The sequence below is a fragment of the Citrobacter sp. Cc139 genome, assembly GCF_030334645.1.
Classification (GTDB): Bacteria; Pseudomonadota; Gammaproteobacteria; order Enterobacterales; family Enterobacteriaceae; genus Citrobacter; species Citrobacter werkmanii.
On the sequence record NZ_JAOWDM010000090.1, the window covers coordinates 242,866 to 265,753 of the forward strand.

The 22,888-nt window shown below is 52.3% G+C and carries 25 protein-coding genes and 1 tRNA gene; 12 read left to right on the plus strand and 14 right to left on the minus strand.

The window, feature by feature from the left end; genetic code table 11:
- Positions 1-2 precede the first annotated feature (2 nt).
- From OGV69_RS17490 to uvrY, 4 genes are all read right to left on the minus strand, one after another.
- Positions 3-78: transfer RNA gene (locus tag OGV69_RS17490), tRNA-Gly, on the minus strand.
- 151 nt (positions 79-229) lie between these two features.
- Positions 230-778: a CDP-diacylglycerol--glycerol-3-phosphate 3-phosphatidyltransferase gene (gene pgsA, locus OGV69_RS17495; protein WP_038641531.1), complete on the minus strand. Its 549-nt coding sequence runs from the start codon at positions 776-778 to the stop codon at positions 230-232.
- Between the two features lie 55 nt (positions 779-833).
- Positions 834-2,666, minus strand: coding sequence for an excinuclease ABC subunit UvrC (gene uvrC / locus OGV69_RS17500; protein ID WP_069323576.1), 1,833 nt, complete (start codon positions 2,664-2,666; stop codon positions 834-836).
- On the minus strand, positions 2,663-3,319 hold the full coding sequence (gene uvrY, locus OGV69_RS17505) for a UvrY/SirA/GacA family response regulator transcription factor (RefSeq protein ID WP_038641535.1): 657 nt from the start codon (positions 3,317-3,319) through the stop codon (positions 2,663-2,665). Before uvrY ends, uvrC begins: the two co-directional genes overlap by 4 nt.
- A 296-nt stretch (positions 3,320-3,615) precedes the next feature.
- Here uvrY and OGV69_RS25380 point away from each other — a divergent pair, with 296 nt between their 5' ends.
- Positions 3,616-3,759 (plus strand): hypothetical protein, encoded by a 144-nt coding sequence (locus tag OGV69_RS25380; RefSeq protein ID WP_470261520.1) that lies wholly within the window; start codon positions 3,616-3,618, stop codon positions 3,757-3,759.
- Positions 3,760-3,778: 19 nt separating this feature from the next.
- On the plus strand, positions 3,779-4,003 hold the full coding sequence (locus OGV69_RS17510) for a DUF2594 family protein (protein WP_006684077.1): 225 nt from the start codon (positions 3,779-3,781) through the stop codon (positions 4,001-4,003).
- Between the two features lie 66 nt (positions 4,004-4,069).
- Here the strand turns inward: OGV69_RS17510 and sdiA are convergent, their stop codons facing one another.
- The 8 genes from sdiA to OGV69_RS17550 form a co-directional block, all read right to left on the minus strand.
- The gene (gene sdiA, locus OGV69_RS17515; protein ID WP_038641538.1) at positions 4,070-4,792 is read right to left on the minus strand and encodes a quorum-sensing transcriptional regulator SdiA; all 723 of its coding nucleotides are present in this window, start codon (positions 4,790-4,792) and stop codon (positions 4,070-4,072) included.
- A gap of 231 nt (positions 4,793-5,023) precedes the next feature.
- Positions 5,024-5,776, minus strand: a complete 753-nt coding sequence (gene tcyN, locus OGV69_RS17520; RefSeq protein WP_003030477.1) for an L-cystine ABC transporter ATP-binding protein TcyN — start codon at positions 5,774-5,776, stop codon at positions 5,024-5,026.
- Entirely contained in the window at positions 5,773-6,441 is a 669-nt protein-coding gene (tcyL, locus tag OGV69_RS17525) for a cystine ABC transporter permease (protein ID WP_006684074.1), read from the minus strand. Before tcyL ends, tcyN begins: the two co-directional genes overlap by 4 nt.
- 20 nt (positions 6,442-6,461) lie before the next feature.
- Positions 6,462-7,448, minus strand: coding sequence for a D-cysteine desulfhydrase (dcyD, locus tag OGV69_RS17530; protein WP_069323575.1), 987 nt, complete (start codon positions 7,446-7,448; stop codon positions 6,462-6,464).
- A gap of 107 nt (positions 7,449-7,555) precedes the next feature.
- Positions 7,556-8,356, minus strand: a complete 801-nt coding sequence (tcyJ, locus tag OGV69_RS17535; RefSeq protein ID WP_032939603.1) for a cystine ABC transporter substrate-binding protein — start codon at positions 8,354-8,356, stop codon at positions 7,556-7,558.
- Between the two features lie 100 nt (positions 8,357-8,456).
- The gene (gene fliZ, locus OGV69_RS17540) at positions 8,457-9,008 is read right to left on the minus strand and encodes a flagella biosynthesis regulatory protein FliZ (RefSeq protein ID WP_069323574.1); all 552 of its coding nucleotides are present in this window, start codon (positions 9,006-9,008) and stop codon (positions 8,457-8,459) included.
- Positions 9,009-9,064: 56 nt separating this feature from the next.
- Positions 9,065-9,784, minus strand: coding sequence for an RNA polymerase sigma factor FliA (gene fliA / locus OGV69_RS17545; RefSeq protein WP_038641545.1), 720 nt, complete (start codon positions 9,782-9,784; stop codon positions 9,065-9,067).
- Between the two features lie 162 nt (positions 9,785-9,946).
- Positions 9,947-11,467 carry a FliC/FljB family flagellin gene (locus OGV69_RS17550; protein ID WP_069323573.1) on the minus strand — a complete coding sequence of 507 codons (1,521 nt, stop codon included), beginning with the start codon at positions 11,465-11,467 and terminating at the stop codon, positions 9,947-9,949.
- A 255-nt stretch (positions 11,468-11,722) separates the two neighbouring features.
- On the opposite strand from OGV69_RS17550, the gene fliD reads away from it, so the two are divergent.
- From fliD to amyA, 4 genes are all read left to right on the plus strand, one after another.
- Positions 11,723-13,126 carry a flagellar filament capping protein FliD gene (gene fliD / locus OGV69_RS17555; RefSeq protein WP_069323572.1) on the plus strand — a complete coding sequence of 468 codons (1,404 nt, stop codon included), beginning with the start codon at positions 11,723-11,725 and terminating at the stop codon, positions 13,124-13,126.
- A 15-nt stretch (positions 13,127-13,141) separates the two neighbouring features.
- Positions 13,142-13,549, plus strand: a complete 408-nt coding sequence (gene fliS, locus OGV69_RS17560) for a flagellar export chaperone FliS (protein ID WP_069323571.1) — start codon at positions 13,142-13,144, stop codon at positions 13,547-13,549.
- Complete coding sequence (gene fliT / locus OGV69_RS17565) at positions 13,549-13,920, plus strand: flagella biosynthesis regulatory protein FliT (RefSeq protein ID WP_003030458.1); 372 nt, start codon at positions 13,549-13,551, stop codon at positions 13,918-13,920. The genes fliS and fliT overlap by 1 nt, the downstream gene beginning before the upstream one ends.
- A gap of 68 nt (positions 13,921-13,988) precedes the next feature.
- Positions 13,989-15,476, plus strand: coding sequence for an alpha-amylase (amyA, locus tag OGV69_RS17570; RefSeq protein WP_069323570.1), 1,488 nt, complete (start codon positions 13,989-13,991; stop codon positions 15,474-15,476).
- A gap of 40 nt (positions 15,477-15,516) precedes the next feature.
- On the opposite strand, the gene yedD is transcribed toward amyA, so the two are convergent.
- Complete coding sequence (gene yedD / locus OGV69_RS17575; RefSeq protein WP_038641556.1) at positions 15,517-15,930, minus strand: lipoprotein YedD; 414 nt, start codon at positions 15,928-15,930, stop codon at positions 15,517-15,519.
- 164 nt (positions 15,931-16,094) lie between these two features.
- Here yedD and yedE point away from each other — a divergent pair, with 164 nt between their 5' ends.
- Together yedE and yedF are read left to right on the plus strand one after the other, a co-directional pair.
- The gene (yedE, locus tag OGV69_RS17580; RefSeq protein ID WP_371414781.1) at positions 16,095-17,321 is read left to right on the plus strand and encodes a selenium metabolism membrane protein YedE/FdhT; all 1,227 of its coding nucleotides are present in this window, start codon (positions 16,095-16,097) and stop codon (positions 17,319-17,321) included.
- Entirely contained in the window at positions 17,318-17,551 is a 234-nt protein-coding gene (gene yedF, locus OGV69_RS17585; RefSeq protein ID WP_000790504.1) for a sulfurtransferase-like selenium metabolism protein YedF, read from the plus strand. Before yedE ends, yedF begins: the two co-directional genes overlap by 4 nt.
- 54 nt (positions 17,552-17,605) lie before the next feature.
- On the opposite strand, the gene fliE is transcribed toward yedF, so the two are convergent.
- On the minus strand, positions 17,606-17,920 hold the full coding sequence (fliE, locus tag OGV69_RS17590; protein WP_016153486.1) for a flagellar hook-basal body complex protein FliE: 315 nt from the start codon (positions 17,918-17,920) through the stop codon (positions 17,606-17,608).
- Between the two features lie 216 nt (positions 17,921-18,136).
- Here fliE and fliF point away from each other — a divergent pair, with 216 nt between their 5' ends.
- From fliF to fliI, 4 genes are read left to right on the plus strand one after another with little or no spacing between them, the layout of a single operon-like run.
- Positions 18,137-19,810 carry a flagellar basal-body MS-ring/collar protein FliF gene (gene fliF, locus OGV69_RS17595; RefSeq protein ID WP_069323569.1) on the plus strand — a complete coding sequence of 558 codons (1,674 nt, stop codon included), beginning with the start codon at positions 18,137-18,139 and terminating at the stop codon, positions 19,808-19,810.
- Complete coding sequence (fliG, locus tag OGV69_RS17600) at positions 19,803-20,801, plus strand: flagellar motor switch protein FliG (RefSeq protein ID WP_003030443.1); 999 nt, start codon at positions 19,803-19,805, stop codon at positions 20,799-20,801. Before fliF ends, fliG begins: the two co-directional genes overlap by 8 nt.
- Positions 20,794-21,501: a flagellar assembly protein FliH gene (gene fliH, locus OGV69_RS17605; protein ID WP_069323568.1), complete on the plus strand. Its 708-nt coding sequence runs from the start codon at positions 20,794-20,796 to the stop codon at positions 21,499-21,501. Before fliG ends, fliH begins: the two co-directional genes overlap by 8 nt.
- The gene (fliI, locus tag OGV69_RS17610; RefSeq protein ID WP_038641572.1) at positions 21,501-22,871 is read left to right on the plus strand and encodes a flagellar protein export ATPase FliI; all 1,371 of its coding nucleotides are present in this window, start codon (positions 21,501-21,503) and stop codon (positions 22,869-22,871) included. Before fliH ends, fliI begins: the two co-directional genes overlap by 1 nt.
- Positions 22,872-22,888 lie beyond the last annotated feature (17 nt).

The window sequence follows — 22,888 nt, forward strand, 5'->3', positions numbered from 1 at the left end:
TTTGGAGCGGGAAACGAGACTCGAACTCGCGACCCCGACCTTGGCAAGGTCGTGCTCTACCAACTGAGCTATTCCCGCATCACCAAGTAACTTTGTTAATCACTTGATTTTGTTATCGTCTGGCAATCAGTGCTGCCGTTCGATGCGTTGCATTCTACTTACCTGACGCAATGAGTCAACGATATTTTTCACCACTGACGATCGTTTGCTGAAATTTGCGCCGAAACGATCACTGTTCAAGCAAATCTCCCCATGCAGCGCTCAAATACTGGAACATTGACCACAAAGTCAGTACCGCAGCGACGAAGAAAAGTGCGATTCCGGCATACTCTACCCAAATATTTGGACGCCACAGCAGCCACGCCAATGCGGCCATCTGCGAAGTGGTTTTCACTTTACCGATCCAGGACACTGCCACACTGCTGCGTTTACCCAGTTCTGCCATCCATTCACGTAGCGCAGAGATGATAATTTCACGCGCGATCATCGTGGCGGCAGGAAGCGTCACCCACCAGCTGTGATAGTGCTCCGTCACCAGCACCATCGCGATAGCCACCAGCACTTTATCAGCAACGGGGTCGAGGAAGGCGCCAAAACGCGTGCTTTGGTTCCAGCGACGCGCCAGATAGCCATCAAACCAGTCGGTGACCGCCGCAATACAGAAGATCAGCGCACAAACAAAGGGAGCCCAGGTGAATGGCAGATAAAACGCCAATACAAAGAATGGGATCAGGATGACGCGAAACAGCGTGAGCAACGTAGGGATATTAAATTGCATATGACGGATAACTATCTGTTGTCAGTGAAATTACCCCTATGTTGCTACAGAGGGCCTAATGTTTCAACGAGTAGAAGATCTTTTCTGCCAGAGCTTGCGAAATACCCGGCACTTTTGCAATTTCTTCAATACTTGCGTTACGAAGACCTTGCAAACCGCCCATATATTTCAACAACATCTGCCGACGCTTAGGCCCAACGCCTTCAATGGTCTCAAGCGTGCTGGTACTTTTCACCTTCGCACGTTTTTTCCTGTGTCCGCTAATCGCATGATCGTGAGATTCATCGCGGATATGCTGTATCACATGCAACGCGGGCGAATCCGGCGGCAGGCTAAAGCCCTCGCCTTCCGGCTCAAAGAATAGCGTTTCCAGACCCGCTTTACGATCGGCCCCTTTCGCCACCCCCAGCAAAAGTGGGTGCTGTTTATCCCAGGGAACATCCAGCTCAGCAAAAACGGCTTTCGCCTGTCCCAACTGACCTTTACCGCCATCGATCAATATGACGTCCGGAACCTTACTTTCTTCTATCGCCTTACCGTAACGCCGACGCAGAACCTGATTCATCGCCGCATAATCGTCGCCCGGCGTAATGCCGGTGATGTTGTAACGACGATACTCTGCGCGCAGTGGGCCATTGGCATCAAAAACCACGCAGGAGGCGACCGTCTGCTCGCCCATCGTATGGCTGATGTCAAAACATTCCATGCGTTTTACAGCGGGTAACTTCAATACCGATGCCAGCGCCGTCAGTCGCTGAGAAATGGTCGACTGCTGAGAAAGCCTGGTGGTTAACGCTACTGCCGCGTTGGTACGCGCCAGCTTCAGATAACGCGCACGATCTCCGCGCGGTTTCGTCTGAACATTAATCTTCCGCCCGGCCAGTTCAGACAATGAATCCGCCAGCAGAGTTTTATCGCTAAGATTAAAATCGAGCAGGATCTCGCCGGGTAAGGTACGCATCTGACTTCCCTGCAAATAAAACTGCCCGACAAAGGTTTCCACCACCTCGCCGAGTTCTGTTCCATTCGGTACTTTCGGGAAATAGCTGCGACTGCCCAACACTTTACCCTGACGAATGAACAGTACGTGCACACAAGCCATGCCAGCGTCAAACGCCACCCCGATAACGTCCAGATCATCCCCGGAATTCGAGACAAACTGTTTTTCGGTGACGCGACGTACAGCCTGAATTTGGTCACGAATACGCGCAGCCTCTTCAAATTCGAGATTTTGGCTGGCCTTTTCCATCCGGGCGATCAGTTGGGTTAATACCTGATCGTCTTTCCCGGACAGGAATAAACGGACGTACTCGACCTGCTGTGCATACTCTTCCTCACTCACCAGGCCCGCCACACAGGGACCGAGGCAACGGCCAATCTGATATTGCAGGCAAGGTCGCGAGCGATTGCGATACACGCTGTTTTCGCACTGGCGGATGGGAAAAATTTTCTGCAGCAGCGCCAGCGTTTCTCGTACGGCATAGCCGTTGGGGAACGGTCCAAAGTACTCGCCTTTGGCATGCTTGGCCCCGCGATGCATCGCCAGGCGTGGATGAGTATCGCCGCTGAGGAAAATAAAAGGATACGATTTATCATCGCGCAGCAATACGTTATAGCGCGGCTGATACAGCTTGATGTAGTTGTGTTCAAGCAATAACGCTTCGGTTTCGGTGTGTGTCACCGTGACATCAATCTGCTGGATTTGCGCGACCAACGCTTCGGTCTTACGCGACGCGAGATTAGTACGGAAGTAACTGGAAAGCCTTTTTTTCAGGTCTTTCGCTTTCCCGACATAGATAACCGTCCCGGCGGTATCATACATACGATAAACGCCGGGCTGACTGGTTACGCTCTTCAGGAACGCTTTGGCATCAAACTGATCGGTCACTGGCTTGTTAATGTCTCCGCATTACACAGGCCATGGCGAATTGCCAGGTGAGTCAACTCGACATCGCCGTGAATGTTTAATTTACTGAACATTCGATAGCGATAGCTGTTCACCGTTTTAGGACTAAGATTCAGTTGTTCTGAGATCTCATTGACCTTCTGACCTTTGGTGATCATCAGCATAATCTGCAACTCGCGTTCAGACAAACTGGCAAACGGGGTTTCCGTTTTCTCAGGTTCAATCTGGCTGAGCGCCATCTGCTGAGCGATATCGGAGGCAATATAACGTTGCCCGGAATAAACCGAACGAATGGCACTCACAACTTCCTGGGGGGCGGCTCCTTTGCTGAGATACCCCGCGGCACCTGCCTGCATGACCTTTGCAGGTAACGGGTTCTCGGTATGTACCGTCAGCATAATCACTTTAATGTCTGCCGTTGAACGCGCAATTTTGCGGGTTGCTTCGAGACCGCCAATACCGGGCATATTCATATCCATCAGCACAACGTCCACGGTATTTGAGCGGCACCATTTCACCGCATCTTCACCGCAGCACGCTTCGCCGACAACTTTTATGCCTTTTATATCTTCCAGAATGCGTCGTATCCCTGCGCGCACCAGTTCGTGGTCATCAACAAGAAAAACGTTGATCAAAGGAATATCTCCAGAATAGGGATAACGCTACCGATAGTTAATCGGTCCTATGTTAACGGGTTTTATCTCAACTTTGAAATGTAAAAAACGTCCGACTTTCGATTTTGCTCTCGTTTTTGGAAATTAGATTGTACGGCGGGTGGAAAATTTCAGGCCTCATAGCCTGCTGCCACGGTTATATCTGCATAGCTGTTTCAGAATAGTGACAAAAAATTCATATTCCTGCGCTGAATGCAAAACAGGCAGCCAAAGTTGTAACAATAATTAACGAGTAAAATACTCGAAATAAACAACAAGTGGAGAAAATATATGCACTGCAACATGTTGTTTATTTTAATGTCCATCCCTTTAGCTTGCACAAAAAACAACCACTGATATTTTTAGCCTCGCTTATGGTATACTCCGCCGCCTTAAGATCTGACATCGCACTTTTTCATTGAAACATAACGAGGAAAATAAATGAGTACGCCTGACTTTTCCACTGCTGAGAATAACCAGGAACTGGCCAATGAAGTCACCTGTCTGAAAGCCCTGTTAACACTGATGCTGCAGGCAATGGGTCAAGCCGATGCTGGACGCGTGATTCTTAAAATGGAAAAACAGATCGCGCTGATTGAAGATCAATCACAGGCTGCGGTATTTTCCAGCACTGTTAAGCAAATTAAACAGGCCTACCGCCAGTAACAAGAAACCGGCTGACAGCATTGCTATCAGCCGGTTTTGCGTCTGACACTCAGAACGATAATTTATTCAGATAAGCCCGGTCGCAGCGGCGTAACACGCTATCTGCGTTTTGTTTGGCGCATTGAATTTCTTTTGCATATTCTTCTGGTGAAAGTTAACGGTATTTTCAGAAATCGACAGTATTATCGCTATCTCCGAAGACGTTTTCCCCTCTGCGGTCCACTTCAATATTTCTTTTTCCCGCTTGCTAAAACGCATCTCTGGCACCATGACCATGTCATCTTCCAGTCGCGTCAGCACCGACAGGCTTTCCCGCACCAGAAGCTGCATTCTGAGCTCCACTTCATCATTCGCAAAACGACTATTTTGGACACTCGCTCGCGATACTGATAAAAATCCCAACGCCCGATTCGGCAACATTAAACATTGCGTCATCCCTTTGCGTAAACCGTGATTGCGTGCGGCGTCCCACAGGGGTTGCGCATCACGAAACAAGCTATCGTCCCAGGGTAAATGCCCCTGGCTGAAGTTTTCAGGCTTCAGCACCGGATCAATGGCAAAATAATTCTCGGACTGATAATGCGCCACCCATGCTTTGGGATAGGTCGTATGAAGTGACGTTTTAGGACGGGTAAAGGGTACGGGATGACGAACACAGAGTGCGTAGAAATCGAACTCTAAATGCTGCGTCTGTTGTTGTAACTCATTATAGACATCCTCTGCCGTCGCCATTTCCTGAAAGCGTAACAGCATGCTCCGTCGCCAGGTAAAGAAATCATGATCCTGCATACTAAGTGGTAATGCCCCTGCGATTGATAATCATCCAAACATATGAAACAAGCTAACACATAAATGTATTTTATATATGCAAATTATCGGACAAATGAAAAATTACTTGAGCGTGACTCAATCGCCAGAGTAAGCAACAGAATCAAGCATTAATAATAAAGCAATATTTATAAATAGTTATGCGCACAGCACTCACCATAAAACAATGCCGGTGAGTGCTGCTTGTACTATTTATTGCATGAGGAATTTTTCGAGAAACTGACGGGTTCGCGGCTGTTGCGGATGCGTAAATAAAGATTTAGCGGGTCCCTGCTCCACTATCCGTCCTTGATCCATAAATATCGCCCGGTCAGCCACATCACGCGCAAAGCTCATTTCATGCGTCACAATCACCATGGTGCGTTTTTCCTGCGCCAACTGGCGAATGGTATTAAGCACCTCGCCAACCAGTTCAGGGTCAAGCGCTGAGGTGGGTTCATCGAATAAAATAACCTCTGGTCGCATCGCCAGCGCCCGGGCAATCGCCACGCGCTGCTGCTGCCCACCGGACAGGCGGCGCGGATAGCTGGTTTCTTTTCCCGCCAGCCCGACTTTTGCCAGCAGTTCGCGCGCACGGGCAGTCGCTTCGGCTTTAGGTTCGCCTTTGACAATCACCGGACCTTCAATAATGTTTTCCAGCACCGTACGATGGGGAAACAAATTAAAGTTCTGGAACACAAAGCCTACGTGCTGGCGCAACTGGCGAATCAGTCCTTTCTGCTGAGTTAACGACCGCGCGGTATCAATGGTTATCTCACCCACTTTAATGGTGCCCGCCTCCGGTTGCTCCAGCAAATTAATGCTCCTCAGCAGCGTGGTTTTGCCCGAACCGCTCGGTCCGATAATCGCCACAACTTCACCGGGTTTGACGTCGAGATCGATCCCATGCAGCACCGTTTGCCCATGGAATTTTTTGACCAGGTTTCTGACTTCAATAGCACTCATTTCGGCTCTTTCTCCTGGCGGTTCAGTTGTTCTTCAAAATAGTTCTGCAGCGCAGAAAGCACTGTCGCCATTACCCAATAAATCAAGGAGGCCGCCAGATACATAGTGAACACTTCCAGCGTACGCGAGGTAATCAGCTGCGCCTGACGGAACAGTTCAGGAACCTGAATAGTCGCGGCCAGCGAAGTGTCCTTCACCAGGCTGATAAAGCTGTTGCTCAGCGGCGGCAGCGCAACGCGTGCCGCCTGCGGCAGGATCGCCCGGCGCATGGTCTGCCAGCGCGTCATGCCAATACTGGCCCCCGCCTCCCACTGCCCTTTGTCGATGGAAGAGATTGCCGCCCTCAGCGTTTCCGCCGCGTAGGCCGCCGTATTCAGCGACAAACCAATCATCGCCGCCGGGATGGGATCCAGCTCAATACCAAACTGCGGCAGACCGTAATAGATCATAAAAAGTTGGGCGATCAACGGCGTTCCGCGAAAGACAGAGATATAAAAGCGCGCCAGCCAACGTACAGGTAATAGCGGCGACAGGCGCATTAGCGCCAGGATAAACCCCAGCACGAGGCCAAAGAACATCCCGCCGATACTCAGTTGCAGCGTAAAAACCGCGCCTTTAAGCAGATACGGTAGGGAATCGATCACCAGTTGGATACTTTCTTGCATTACGTTTTTCTACCTGATTGTTACACGTGAGGATGGTAGGCAAACAATGCAGGCGCCCCACCGGTATGGATAAAGAGAATTGGCCCTTCATCTTTAAAGCGCTTCTGGCTGATGCCGTCAATCAGACCCGCCATCGCCTTGCCGGTATAGACCGGATCCAACAAGATGCCTTCCAGCCGCGCCAGCAGTTTTACCGCTTCCATGCCCTCTTCGTTTGGCGTACCGTAGCCTGGCGCATAATAATCATCCCATAACAGGATATCCGCTGAGGCCGTCAGTTCCAGTTCACGGGCAATGTCCTGTTGTAGCGTAACAACTTTGGGCTTTTGATCGGCCACGCTGCGCGAGACGGTCACGCCAATCAGCTCGACGTGCGGCATCAGCTGTTCAAGACCAACAGCCAGTCCGGCATGCGTTCCCGCGCTGCCCGACGCCACGACTACGGAAGACAGCTCTACGGCCCCTTCACACTGTTGCGTAATTTCCAGCGCGCTTTCCACATAGCCCAGCGCGCCCAGAGCATTGGAACCCCCAACCGGGATCACATACGGACGGAATCCCTGCGCTTCAATCCGCGTCGCCAGTTCCTGAAGTTGCGCATTCGGATCGGTCAGCGCATCGCACATTTCAATCTGGGTATTAAACAGGTCCAGCAGCAGACGGTTGCCGTTGCTGAGATAGTTTTCCGCCGTGGTGCCAATCGGGTTTTCCAGCAGCGCCACGCAATGCAGGCCAAGTTTAGCCGCTACCGCCGCCGTCTGGCGCACATGGTTAGACTGGATAGCGCCCGCGGTTATCAACGTATCGGCCCCTTCACGCAGCGCATCCGCCGCCAGAAACTCCAGCTTACGCAGTTTATTGCCGCCCATGGCCATCGGCGTAACGTCATCGCGTTTGATGAAAATATCGCACCCAAGATAGTCGGAGAAGCGTGGAAGATATTCGAGCGGTGTTGGTGCGCCAATAAATTCCAGACGTGGAAAGCGCGTTAAGTTATGCAGCGGCATACAGCCTCCGGTATTTGTTGTTGTGATGTTCTTTTTATTATGCACGTTCAGGCGCAATGAAATAAAAAAAGGCGCTGTTAAAGGCGCCTTTTTTCATCGGATGACGATTATTTCGTCACATCCGCTCCAAACCATTTTTCAGACAGCGCTTTCAGCGTACCGTCTTTTTGCATTTCAGCAATGGCGGCATCAACCGCTTTCAGCAGATCTTCATTGCCCTTGCGCAGCGCCACACCAGATTCCTGGCGGGAGAAGGCCTCACCGGTGACGGCCAGCGTATCTTTGGTTTTCTTCACCAGATCCAGCGCTGCCAGACGGTCAACCAGAATCGCGTCGATACGGCCTACACGCAGATCCTGATATTTGGTCGGGTCATCATCATAGGTACGAATATCCACGCCCTGCACGTTCTGGCGCAGCCACTCTTCATAGTTGGTGCCCAGACCCACGCCGACTTTTTTACCTTTCAGATCGGCAGCGGTCTTGATAACGCCTTCATTGCCTTTCTTCACCAGCGCCTGGATACCAGAGACCGTATACGGGGTAGAGAAATCGTATTTTTTCTTCCGTTCGTCAGAGATGGTCACCTGGTTGATAACCACGTCAATGCGTTTGGAATCAAGCGAGGCCAGCATGCCGTCCCACTTGGTCGGCTTCAACGTGGCTTTCACCCCAAGGTGCTTTGCCAGTGCTTCGGCGAACTCCACTTCGAAACCCGTCAGCTTGCCGTCATCGCCCTGAAAACTAAACGGGGGATAGGTCCCTTCCAGGCCCACCAGCAGCGTACCGCGCTCTTTAACTTTATTTAACAGACCTTCATCTGCATAAGTCTTTACGCTCATTCCGGCGACAAGTGCAACAGCCATTACACCCATCAGAGCCTGACGTCCCAGAAGTGCTAATTTCATAGTTACCCCGAATATTGTCATTAGTGACTATCATTTATGACCGTAGTGTAGAGCGTTTGTCGTGATTCACAAACACCACTCCGTTACACCTTATTCGTTTTTAATATATATCAGAACTGGCTGTCCAGGAGGATTTCTGCATATGCCCCATATGCGTATGGGCTTTAAACTGCTCATACTTACGCAATGCGATGCGATAATTGTTGGTACTGGTTTCCGGCAGCCACGGGGCAAGGTTTTCGTCGAGGAACCCTTCCTGCAGCAATTCGTGAGAGATATTTTGTTCGGTCAGATGATTGCCAAGGCGGCGCAGGCGGACAACGTATTCACGTACCGTGCCGTGGCTCATTTCGGTCTGCTCAAATAAAAATTGTTTAAATCCGATGATGTCAAAAAAGTCGCTCTGCTCTTTGCAATGCAAATCACCGCAAAAACGACACAGCGCCACCCACTCTTTTTTCTCCTGTTCCCACTCTGCTTCATCCAGCAACGTGTCCAGGCGGGCGATGGCGATTTTATTAACAATTTGTCCACGGCGAACCAGCGTGATCCTGTCGAGCAACTTCAGGCAATGGGCGCAATGCGTCTGGCTGTGTTTGAAATCTTTGAGGTAGCGGCTTAGAGGCCGTCTTTTTGATTGCTGCACCGTCATGAGAACTCCTGGTAGTCAATTCGTAATGCGGCATTGTTCAGGGGTAATGATTACCCCTATAGCTTACCCAGCTTGGTGCGTAGACGTTTGATGGCCTGGCTGTGCAACTGGCTGACCCGCGACTCCCCGACTTCCAGTACCGCGCCGATCTCTTTCAGATTCAGCTCTTCCTGGTAGTACAGCGTTAACACCAGCTTTTCGCGCTCCGGCAACGCCTCGATCGCCTCCATCACGCGCTGGCGGAGGTTACCCTCAAGTAACTGTTGTAACGGGTTTTCCTGCTGATGTTCTTCCGTCACCAGCTCAATACTATCGCCATGCTCTTCCCGCCACTCGTCGTAGGAGAAGAGTTGGCTGTTATTGGTATCAAGCAACATCTGACGATACTCTTGCACAGGAATAGCCAGACGCTCCGCCACTTCGGTTTCCGTCGCGTTACGCCCTAACTCCTGCTCCAGTTGTCCCATCGCCTGTGCCACTTCGCGAGCATTGCGCCGAACGCTACGCGGCACCCAATCCCGGCTACGTAGTTCGTCCAGCATCGCTCCACGAATACGCTGCACTGCGTAAGTGGTAAATGCCGTTCCTTGCAAAGCGTCATATCGGTCAACTGCATTCAATAACCCGATGCCGCCCGCTTGTAGCAGGTCATCCAGTTCTACGCTCGCCGGCAAACGCACCTGAAGGCGCAATGCTTCGTGACGCACCAACGGTACATAACGCTGCCACAGCGAGTGTTTATCCATTACACCTTCAGCGGTATACAGTGAATTCACGATAAACAGCCCTGCGTTAAATGAGTTATCGGCATGATTATCCGTTTCTGCAGGGGTTTTAATCGGGTGAATAGTGGGTGAAATGGGGGGTTATTTGGGGGTTACGGGTAAAGCTAAATGTAAAAAACCCCGCCGGAGCGGGGTTTGCGCAGTAAGCGTAAATTAACGCAGCAGAGACAGAACGTTCTGCGTGGTCTGGTTAGCCTGCGCCAGAACAGAAGTACCCGCCTGTTGCAGAATGTTTGCACGAGACATGTTGGACACTTCGGTCGCGTAGTCAGCATCTTCGATACGGCTACGAGCTTCAGACAGGTTGTTTACGGTGTTACCCAGGTTGGTGATGGTAGAGTTGAAACGGTTCTGTACCGCACCAAGGTCGGAACGCAGGTCAGCAACCTGAGCCAGCGCCGCGTCGATTTTCGCCAGTGGGCTATCGGTAGTTGCAGTAGCTGCTTCAGACAGTTTAGGTTCTGCCTGGAAGTTGTGACCTTTTGCTTTAGCAGCTGTGTATGTTTTACCTGCAATTTCTACCAGTTCAGTTTTACCGTCAACGCCGCCCAGTTGGTTAAGTGCAGTTGCAGATTTACCAGAAGCATCAGTGTAGGAAGTTGTCTTAAGTTCTACTTTGCCATCTGTATAGGTTGCGGCATATGTTTTGCCACCAACTTCCAGAGCGTAACCACCATCAATTGTCTTATTATTTTTATCGGTATAAGACATTTTGACTAATTTCGCAGCATCAGCATCGGTTGCATCAACACCGGCATCCTTCAATGCCTGAATTGCTGAAGGAGTTACAGTTACAGGAGTACCAACCTGCTCAGCTTTAACGAACCCCGCGGCAGTCCCAACATCAGTAGCAGCGTTTAGTTTAGGGGCACCGTTGGCCAAACTGACATTGCCGTCTTTATCAACAGCGACCTCATACTTACCATTTTTACCAAGATCACCGGCAGCCGTATATCCGCCAACAGTGGCGTAATATTTACCATCTTTGAATGAAATATCAGCTGTGATAGTGTCCCCGGATGTTGCTGGACTACCAAGAGCCGCCTTAACAGCAACGTCATCAAGTCCTGTCAAAGCTGTTTTAGTATCGGTATAGGTAACTGCCGTACCAGTTGTTACTGCTGTAGCTTTAACATCGTAGGCTTTCTGGACGTTCAGTGAATCCAGACCCAGCGTTTTGGAGTTGATTTCTTTCAGGTTGATATCGATGGTTTCGCCATCGTTGGCACCGACCTGGATGGTCAGGGTGTTGTCTTTCGCCAGTACTTTTACGCCGTTGAACTGGGTCTGACCGGATACACGGTCGATTTCGTTCAGACGCTGAGTGATTTCAGCCTGGATGGAGTCGAGGTCAGACTGGGAGTTGGTACCAGTAGAAGACTGAACCGCCAGTTCACGAACACGTTGCAGGTTGTTGTTGATTTCAGACAGAGAACCTTCAGTGGTCTGCGCGATGGAGATACCATCGTTGGCGTTACGGGACGCCTGAGTCAGACCTTTGATGTTAGAGGTGAAGCGGTTAGCAATCGCCTGACCAGCAGCATCGTCTTTCGCGCTGTTGATACGCAGACCAGAGGACAGACGCTCGATAGCGGAGCTCAGAGAAGACTGAGATTTGTTCAGGTTATTCTGGGTCAACAGCGACAGGCTGTTTGTATTGATGACTTGTGCCATGATCTTTTCCTTATCAATTACAACTTGATGTTATTGGGCTGTTGCCCACGGTTTCTCACCGTAACCCTTGTATCGGCACCTTAATTTCGAACTTTAGAAAATTTTTACTTTCCGTCGTTTTTTTTCTTAGCCGCTGAAATACCCTCTATATGCATCACTATTCCGCGCATTATTTTTGCAAAACTATTATTAAACTTTGCGCGCAGATTGCCGATAAAGCGGTTAACTACTGTTTGCAATCACAAGGAATTAGGCATGCCTTCATTTACATCACTGGGCGTTGGTTCGAACTTACCACTGGATACGTTGCTGACAAACTTAACCACTGCTGAGAAAAAGCGTTTAACGCCGATTACCCAGCAGCAGAGCGCTAACACCTCGCGTCTGACTGCGTATGGCACGCTGAAAAGTGCATTAGAAAAATTTCAGACGGCGAATACCGCACTGAACAATGCCGATCTGTTTAAAAGCACCACTGCTACCAGCAGCACAGAAGATTTAAAAGTCAGCACCACCGCGGGCGCTGCTCCAGGGAAATACACCGTCAGCGTCACTCAACTGGCGCAGGCACAGTCATTATCGACTACGGCGAAAATTACCTCGACTAAAGAACAGTTGGGTGATACCAGCATTGATGAACGCACTATTACGATTTCGCAGCCGGGCCGCAAAGAACCGCTGGAAATTAAATTAGGCAAAGGCGAAACCTCACTGGAAGATATTCGCGATGCCATAAATGATGCGGACAGCGGTATTTCCGCCAGCCTGGTGAAGGTTAAAGAAGACGACTACCAATTGGTGTTAACCGCAGAAAGCGGTACTGAAAGTGAAATGACCATCTCGGTGTCCAACGACGCAAAACTGAGCGATTTACTGTCCTATGACAGCAAAGCTGGCAGCGGGAAAATGAAACAGCTGGTCGGTGCACAAAATGCGCAGTTGACCGTTAATGGTATTGATATTGAACGCCAAAGCAATACGGTAACCGATGCACCACAAGGCATTACGCTTGAACTGACTAAAGAAATAAAAGACGCCTCCATCACAGTCAAGAAAAGTGATGAAAAGGCCACTACGGCGATTAAGGCTTGGGTAGAAGCCTATAACTCACTGGTTGATACCTTTGGCACGCTGACGAAATATAAAGAAGTTGAACCGGGTGAAGCAGCTAGCGCAGATAACGGCGCGTTACTGGGTGATAGTGTTCTGCGTACCATTCAAAACGGCATTCGTGCGCCATTTGCTAACAGCGGCAGCGAATCCCCGTTTAAAACAATGACAGAGATCGGCATTACACAGGATGGTGGTACCGGTAAGCTAAAACTTGATGAAGAAAAACTGGCTAAGGCACTGAAAGATAATACCGCTGCCACCCGCGAACTGCTGGTTGGCGACGGAAAAGAAACCGGTATTACCACTAAGATTGCCACCGAAGTAAAAAGCTACCTGGCCGATGACGGCATTATCGATAATGCACAAGACAATATTAATGCCAACCTGAAACTGCTGACTAAGCAGTACCTGACCGTTAGCAACAGTATTGATGAAGTCGTGGCACGATATAAAGCGCAGTTTACCCAGTTGGATTCCATGATGAGTAAGCTGAACAGTACAAGTACGTATTTGGGTCAACAATTTGCAGCGATGAGTAATTCCTGATAACACGAGGTAAGCATGTATACCGCGAGCGGTACCAAAGCCTATGCACAGATCAGTGTGGAAAGCGCCGTGATGAGCGCCAGTCCGCATCAGCTGATTGAAATGTTGTTTGATGGCGCGAATAGCGCCCTGGTGCGCGCTCGCCTGTTTATGCAACAGGGCGATATCGTCGCCAAAGGCGAGGCGTTAAGTAAAGCCATTAATATTATCGATAATGGCCTAAAGGCTGGCCTGGACCACGAGAAAGGGGGGGAACTGGCCACCCATCTATCTGCATTGTATGACTATATGGTTCGTCGTTTACTGCACGCTAATCTGAATAATGATTGTCAAGCCATTGAAGAAGTCGAAGGGTTGCTCGGCAACATTGCGGAAGCCTGGAAACAGATCTCACCGAACGCGTCGTCCCAGGAGTCTCGTTAATGACCTCAGCCGTGGAGTTTATCAACCGTTGGCAGCGCATCGCGCTACTCAGTCACTCGCTGCTGGAACTGGCGCAGCGGGGTGAATGGGACCTTTTACTGGAACAGGAAGTTACCTATCTGCAAAGTATTGAAGTGGTCATGGAAGAGCAAACTCCACCTGGCATTACACGAAGTATTCAGGACTTAGTGGCCGGGTATATTAAACAGACGCTGGATAACGAACAGTTACTCAAAACACTGTTACAACAGCGGCTGGATGAACTCAGCAATCTTATCGGCCAGTCGACGCGCCAGAAGACGCTCAATAACGCCTATGGCCGTCTTTCCGGTATGCTGTTAGTACCCGACGCCCCCACCGCCCCGCAATAATTTTCTGTTAAATCTGAATAATCTTCCATACTCCAGAGGTCGGCCAAACGACTTCTGGAGCACGGAAGATGAAAAATCCCACGTTATTGCAGTATTTTCACTGGTATTACCCCGATGGGGGTCAACTCTGGCCCGAGCTTGCCGAACGCGCAGGCGGACTCAATGATATCGGCATCAATATGGTATGGCTGCCCCCCGCCTATAAAGGCGCATCAGGCGGTTATTCCGTTGGCTACGACTCGTACGATCTGTTTGACCTGGGCGAGTTTGACCAGAGGGGAACCATCCCCACCAAGTATGGCGATAAAAACCAGTTGTTGGCGGCAATTGACGCGCTGAAACACAACGACATCGCCGTACTGCTCGACGTGGTTGTTAACCACAAAATGGGCGCGGATGAAAAAGAGAGTATTCGTGTCCAGCGGGTTAACGCCGACGATCGCACGCAAATAGACGATGAAATCATCGAATGTGAGGCCTGGACGCGCTATACCTTCCCCGCCCGCGCAGGCCAGTATTCACAATTCATTTGGGACTATAAATGCTTCAGCGGCATTGACCATATCGAGAACCCCACCGAAGACGGCATTTTCAAAATCGTTAACGATTATACCGGTGAAGGCTGGAACGATCAGGTGGACGATGAAATGGGTAATTTTGATTATCTGATGGGCGAGAACATCGATTTTCGAAATCACGCCGTGACCGAGGAGATCAAATACTGGGCGCGCTGGGTGATGGAGCAAACCCAGTGTGACGGTTTTCGTTTAGATGCGGTGAAACATATCCCGGCATGGTTTTATAAAGAGTGGATTGAACACGTACAGGAGGTCGCGCCCAAGCCATTGTTTATTGTCGCTGAATACTGGTCCCACGAAGTCGACAAACTGCAAACCTACATTAACCAGGTGGAGGGGAAAACCATGCTGTTCGACGCCCCTTTGCAGATGAAATTCCACGAAGCCTCCCGTCAGGGCCGCGATTACGATATGAGCCAAATCTTCACGGACACGTTAGTCGAGGCCGATCCGTTTCATGCCGTCACGCTGGTTGCCAATCACGATACCCAGCCGTTGCAGGCGCTGGAAGCCCCTGTCGAGTCATGGTTTAAGCCGCTGGCCTATGCGTTGATCCTGCTACGGGAAAACGGCGTACCGTCGGTGTTTTATCCTGACCTCTACGGGGCGCATTACGAAGACACCGGCGGCGATGGCGAAACCTATCCTATCGACATGCCGATCATTGAACAGCTTGCCGAACTGATCCTCGCGCGCCAGCGCTTCGCTCACGGCGTTCAGACGCTCTTTTTTGATCACCCTAACTGTATCGCCTTTAGCCGCAGCGGAACGGACGAAGATCCCGGCTGTGTGGTGGTGTTGTCTAATGGTGATGATGGGGAAAAGACCATCAATCTCGGCGCGAATTACGGTAATAAAACCTGGCGTGATTATCTGGGAAATCGCGAAGAAAGCGTGGTCACCGATGAAAACGGCGAAGCGACGTTTTTCTGTAACGGCGGTAGCGTCAGCGTGTGGGTGATTGAAGACGTGTTGTAATACTCAACCCCGGTGGCCGCTGGCTACCGGGGCGTGCTGCTTATGGCAGCGGCGTGGCCAGCGGTGTTTTCTTTAACGCGTCAGCACATTCCGGCGTCGGGCGATCCACCCGTTGCAGCGTCATGCCATCATACTCCAGCGTATTGCCTTCACGCTCAATCTCATACAGCTCACGTTTCACGGTCACGTTGGTGAGATCGCCGGAAATCATCGTCAGTTTCCCCGGTAGAGCAATGACCCGCTGCCACTGGCGACAATCCAGCGTATCGCCCTCTTTCGTCACCACCAGGCTGGCAATGGCTTCCGGGCTGACCAGGCTGCGTTGCGGACCTTTTGACTGCCAGTAGCCTTCCAGACCTGCTGGCGCTGGCGTTTTCACCACGTCGTTATAATTCTCTACTTCGGCGCATCCGCTCAGCGCCAGAAATACCCCAACGATTGCTAATTTTTTCATCATTCATCCTGCATGCGAAGAAAATGGGATTGTGGCATTAAAGGTCTGATGCCGCCAGCCTTTCGGTAGCATTGAGAAATATTGATCCAGACAGTGTTACCTCTTATTACTCATAGTCAAAAATTCTGATCGGTGTAGTATCCACACTTCTTGTTACATACCTTCTGAGTTCAGAGGCAAAACGCATGTCATGGCAACACTTCAAACAGGCCTGGTTAATTAAATTTTGGGCCCCTGCCCCTGCGGTCATCGCAGCGGGTATTCTCTCTACTTACTACTTCGGCATCACCGGAACCTTCTGGGCCGTTACCGGCGAATTCACCCGTTGGGGTGGTCAAATCCTGCAATTATTCGGCGTTCACGCCGAAGAGTGGGGATACTACAAGCTGATCCATCTTGAAGGCTCTCCCCTGACCCGCATCGACGGTATGATGATCCTCGGTATGTTCGGCGGCTGTTTTGCTGCCGCACTCTGGGCCAACAACGTCAAACTCCGCATGCCGCGCAGTCGGATACGCATAATGCAGGCGATAGTCGGCGGGATGATTGCCGGATTCGGCGCCCGTCTGGCGATGGGGTGTAACCTGGCCGCGTTCTTTACCGGTATTCCGCAGTTCTCACTACACGCCTGGTTTTTTGCGCTGGCAACAGCCATTGGCTCGTGGTTTGGCGCACGCTTTACCCTGCTGCCGATGTTCCGTATTCCGGTCAAAATGCAGAAAGTCTCCGCCGCTTCCCCGCTGACGCAAAAACCGGATCAGGCGCGTCGTCGTTTTCGCCTCGGGATGCTGGTGTTTATCGGCATGATCGGCTGGGCGTTACTCACTGCGATGGATAAACCTAAGCTCGGCCTGGCGATGCTGTTCGGCGTCGGGTTCGGTCTGCTGATTGAACGGGCGCAAATCTGCTTCACTTCAGCCTTCCGCGACCTGTGGATTTCCGGTCGCACCCATATGGCAAAAGCGATCATCTTCGGGATGGCGGTCAGCGCCATCGGTATTTTTAGTTATGTGCAGTTAGGCGTCGAGCCGAAGATTATGTGGGCGGGTCCGAATGCAGTGCTTGGCGGCTTGCTGTTCGGCTTCGGCATCGTTTTAGCGGGCGGGTGTGAAACCGGCTGGATGTACCGCGCGGTTGAAGGCCAGGTGCATTACTGGTGGGTTGGTCTGGGCAACGTTATTGGCTCAACCATTCTGGCTTACTACTGGGATGATTTTGCGCCTGCTCTGGCCACCAACTGGGATAAGGTGAATCTGCTCAACACCTTTGGTCCGCTGGGTGGCCTGCTGGTGACCTATCTGCTGTTATTTACCGCGCTGATGCTCATCATCGGCTGGGAAAAGCGTTTCTTCCGCCGTGCCGGGCTGACGCCAGCCAAGGAGTCTGTATGAAAAATATCGTGCCTGATTATCGCCTCGATATGGTCGGCGAGCCGTGTCCGTATCCGGCAGTTGCCACGCTGGAGGCGATGCCGCAATTGAAGAAAGGTGAAATTCTGGAAGTGGTGAGCGACTGCCCGCAGTCAATCAATAATATTCCACTGGATGCACGCAATCACGGCTATACGGTGCTGGATATTCAGCAGGATGGCCCAACGATTCGCTATTTGATTCAAAAGTAAGTGTTTGCCGGATGGCGCTGCGCTCATCCGGCCTACATTATCTGCACGTTGTCCCTACACCTGCATCGACATCACTTCCTGATACGCCGATACCAGTTTATTACGTACCTGAATCCCCATCTGCATCGACACCGACGCTTTTTGCATATCGGTCATCACATCATTCAGCGCAATACCCGGTTCACCGAGGGTAAATTTCTCAGCCTGGACACGGGACGCGGTCTGTACATCGCTGATTCTGTCTAACGCCGCATGCAGCTGACCGGCAAAACTCACGGTCGGTTGTGGCTGCATATCCTGCATTTTTGCTGACATCGCCGTGGTTTGTAACTGGCTGATGACCCCTTCAATCCCCTGTATTGCCGACATGCTGATCCCCTGGATGAATTTTCACGTAGCTGAGATTACCAGTTAGTCAATAAGATAAAGGCGTTAAATAACGATAAAAAACCACGGTTTTTAACCCATAGAAAAATTCGAAACCGCAAATAATGAGACCGTCAATTTTTCGAGTTTGCTGACCCGGGAGTGAGTCTTGTTCCACTTTGCAAAAAACGCCGTCCACGATAAGCCACGAGGTGCGAGATGAGTGCGACAGCATCGACTGCAACCCAGCTTAAACCTCTCGAGTGGTTAAACCGCCTGCGCGCGAATCCCAGAATTCCTCTGATTGTGGCAGGAGCCACTGCCGTCGCTATCGTTGTGGCGATGGTTCTGTGGGCCAAAGCGCCCGACTACCGCACCTTGTTCAGCAATCTTTCCGATCAGGATGGCGGCGCGATTGTCACCCAACTGACGCAGATGAACGTTCCCTATCGTTTTACTGAGGGAAGCGGCGCGATTGAAGTTCCTGCCGATAAAGTCCACGAGCTGCGCTTGCGTCTGGCGCAGCAAGGCCTGCCAAAAGGTGGTGCCGTTGGCTTTGAGCTGCTGGATCAGGAAAAGTTTGGTATCAGCCAGTTTAGCGAGCAGGTCAACTACCAGCGCGCGCTGGAAGGTGAGTTAGCCCGTACCATTGAAACCCTGGGCCCGGTAAAACGCGCCCGCGTGCATCTGGCGATGCCTAAACCATCGCTGTTTGTACGTGAGCAAAAAGCGCCTTCGGCCTCCGTCACCGTTAATCTGGAACCGGGTCGTGCGCTGGATGAAGGTCAAATCAGCGCGGTCACGCATTTGGTCTCCAGCGCTGTTGCAGGCTTACCGCCGGGCAACGTAACGCTGGTCGACCAGGCGGGTCATCTGTTAACCCAGTCGAACACCAGCAGCCGCGATCTCAACGATGCGCAACTGAAATACGCAAGCGATGTCGAGGCCCGCGTGCAACGCCGGATCGAATCGATCCTGTCGCCGATTGTCGGCAACGGTAACGTACACGCACAGGTCACCGCACAGCTGGATTTTGCCAACAAAGAGCAAACCGAAGAGCAATACCGTCCAAACGGCGATGAGTCCCAGGCCGTGCTGCGCTCACGCCAGTTAAACGTCAGTGAGCAAATTGGTAGCGGAGCGCCTGGCGGCGTCCCGGGCGCATTGTCTAATCAGCCAGCCCCGGCTAATACCGCGCCAATCGCCAACCCACCGGCTAATCAGCAAAATGCGCAAACCACGCAGACAACGAATAACAGTAACAATGCCGGTCCGCGCAGTACGCAGCGCAATGAAACCAGTAACTATGAAGTCGACCGTACCATTCGCCACACCAAAATGAACGTTGGCGATGTGCAGCGTCTCTCGGTGGCCGTCGTGGTCAACTATAAAACGTTACCGGATGGCAAACCGCTGCCGTTAACTGCCGAACAGATGAAACAGATTGAGGATCTGACCCGCGAAGCGATGGGGTTCTCCGACAAACGTGGCGACACCCTGAACGTGGTGAACTCTCCGTTCACAGCGACCGACGATTCCATGGGTGAGCTTCCGTTCTGGAAACAGCCGTTCTTTATTGATCAGTTAATGTCCGCAGGTCGTTGGTTACTGGTTCTGCTGGTCGCCTGGCTCCTGTGGCGGAAAGCCGTTCGCCCGCAGTTGCTCCGTCGCAGCGAAGAAGCGAAAGCCGCGCAAGAACAAACACGTATCCGTCAGGAAACCGAAGAAGCGGTAGAAGTTCGCCTCAGCAAAGACGAACAGACCCAGCAACGTCGCACGAATCAGCGTCTGGGCGCAGAAGTCATGAGCCAGCGTATTCGTGAAATGTCAGATAACGATCCGCGCGTCGTGGCGCTGGTCATTCGTCAGTGGATGAGTAACGATCATGAGTAATGCCCTTACCGGTACCGATAAAAGCGTCATCCTGCTGATGACCATTGGCGAAGATCGCGCGGCGGAGGTGTTTAAGCACCTTTCCACGCGCGAAGTTCAGGCGCTCAGTACGGCGATGGCCAACGTACGCCAGATCTCCAATAAACAGTTGACGGAAGTGCTGGCGGAGTTTGAACAAGAAGCCGAACAATTTGCCGCGCTCAACATTAACGCCAACGAATATCTGCGCTCCGTGCTGGTGAAAGCGCTGGGTGAAGAACGCGCGTCCAGCCTGCTGGAAGATATTCTGGAAACCCGCGATACCACCAGCGGCATTGAAACGCTCAACTTTATGGAGCCGCAAAGCGCCGCCGACCTTATCCGCGACGAGCATCCACAGATTATCGCCACCATTCTGGTGCACCTCAAACGGGGCCAGGCGGCCGATATTCTGGCGCTGTTCGACGAACGTTTACGTCACGACGTCATGCTGCGTATCGCCACTTTCGGCGGCGTACAGCCTGCCGCGCTGGCGGAATTGACCGAAGTATTGAATGGCCTGCTCGACGGCCAGAACCTCAAACGCAGCAAAATGGGCGGCGTGAGAACGGCAGCGGAAATCATCAACCTGATGAAAACCCAGCAGGAAGAAGCCGTTATTACCGCCGTGCGCGAATTCGACGGCGAACTGGCGCAGAAAATTATCGACGAGATGTTCCTGTTCGAAAACCTGGTGGACGTCGACGATCGCAGTATCCAGCGCCTGCTGCAGGAAGTGGATTCCGAATCGCTGCTGATTGCCCTGAAAGGCGCCGAACAGCCGCTACGCGAGAAGTTCCTGCGCAATATGTCGCAACGTGCAGCCGATATTCTGCGCGACGACCTTGCCAACCGCGGTCCGGTACGTTTGTCGCAAGTGGAAAACGAACAGAAAGCGATTCTGCTTATTGTGCGTCGTCTGGCGGAAACCGGCGAGATGGTGATCGGCAGCGGCGAGGATACTTATGTCTAACGAACTGCCGTGGAAAGTCTGGACCCCGGACGATCTCGCCCCACCGGTGGCGGAGTTCGTCCTGGCCGACCACAGTGAAACACCGTTGTCAGAAGAGACCGACGAGCCGGAACTCTCAGCAGAGCAACAGCTTGAGCAGCAGCTCGCGCAGTTGCAAATGCAGGCCCACGAGCAAGGTTATAACGCTGGTCTGGCGGAAGGTCGACAAAAGGGCCACGAACAAGGCTATCAGGAAGGGCTGAATCAGGGCCTGGAGCAAGGCCAAAACCAGGCGCGCGCGCAGCATGCGCCAATCACTGCCCGTATGCAGCAATTGGTGAGCGAATTTCAGAATACGCTGGACGCTCTGGACAGCGTGATTGCCTCGCGCCTGATGCAAATGGCGCTGGAGGCGGCGCGTCAGGTGATAGGTCAGACGCCTGTCGTGGATAACGCCGCGCTGATTAAACAAATCCAACAGCTGTTGCAGCAGGAACCGCTGTTTAGCGGTAAACCGCAGTTGCGCGTACATCCGGACGATCTCCAGCGGGTGGAAGAGATGCTCGGCGCCACCCTCAGTCTGCACGGCTGGCGGCTGCGCGGCGATCCCACGTTGCATCACGGCGGCTGTAAAGTCTCTGCCGACGAAGGCGATCTGGATGCCAGCGTCGCCACGCGCTGGCAAGAGCTCTGCCGTCTGGCCGCGCCAGGAGTCGTGTAATGACCACTCGTCTGACTCGCTGGCTCAATACGCTGGACAACTTCGAAGAGAAAATGTCGCTGCTGCCTGCGGTGCGTCGTTACGGGCGTCTGACCCGCGCCACCGGGCTGGTGCTGGAAGCCACCGGATTACAGCTGCCGCTGGGCGCCACCTGCGTCATTGAACGGCAGGATGGCAACGAAACCCAGGAAGTTGAAAGTGAAGTCGTGGGCTTTAACGGTCAGCGACTGTTTCTGATGCCGCTCGAAGAGGTCGAAGGCGTTCTGCCCGGCGCGCGCGTGTACGCGAAGAATATTGCCGGAGAAGGTCTGCAAAGCGGGAAACAATTACCGCTGGGGCCTGCTCTGCTGGGCCGGGTGCTCGACGGCAGCGGCAAACCGCTCGACGGTCTGCCCGCGCCGGATACCACCGAAACCGGGGCGCTGATGACGCCGCCGTTTAACCCGCTGCAGCGCACACCTATTGAACATGTGCTGGATACCGGCGTGCGCCCCATTAACGCGTTGTTAACCGTCGGGCGCGGTCAGCGTATGGGACTTTTCGCAGGTTCGGGCGTCGGTAAAAGCGTCCTGCTTGGCATGATGGCGCGTTATACCCAGGCCGATGTCATCGTCGTCGGGCTGATTGGCGAACGTGGCCGCGAAGTTAAAGATTTTATTGAAAATATTCTCGGCGCTGACGGTCGCGCACGCTCGGTGGTGATTGCCGCTCCGGCGGACGTTTCTCCGCTGTTGCGTATGCAGGGCGCGGCCTACGCCACGCGCATCGCCGAAGATTTCCGCGATCGTGGACAGCACGTATTGCTGATTATGGATTCCCTCACCCGCTATGCGATGGCGCAACGTGAGATCGCGCTGGCGATCGGCGAGCCGCCAGCAACCAAAGGTTATCCGCCGTCAGTATTCGCCAAATTACCGGCGCTGGTGGAACGTGCCGGGAACGGTATTCACGGCGGCGGGTCAGTTACCGCGTTTTACACCGTCCTGACCGAGGGTGACGATCAGCAGGACCCGATTGCCGATTCAGCACGCGCGATTCTGGACGGTCACATTGTGCTGTCCCGCCATCTGGCCGAGGCAGGTCATTACCCGGCCATCGATATAGAAGCCTCGATCAGCCGCGCCATGACCGCGCTCATTAGTGAGCAACACTATGCGCGGGTGCGTAATTTTAAACAGTTGCTATCCAGCTTCCAGCGTAACCGCGACCTGGTCAGCGTCGGGGCATATGCCAAAGGCAGCGATCCGATGTTGGATAAAGCCATCGCCTTATGGCCACAACTGGAAGCTTTTTTACAGCAAGGCATCTATGAACGGGCTGACTGGGAAGATTCCCTGCACGCTTTAGAACTGATTTTCCCTGGTGTGTGATTGAGCAGGAGAGCATA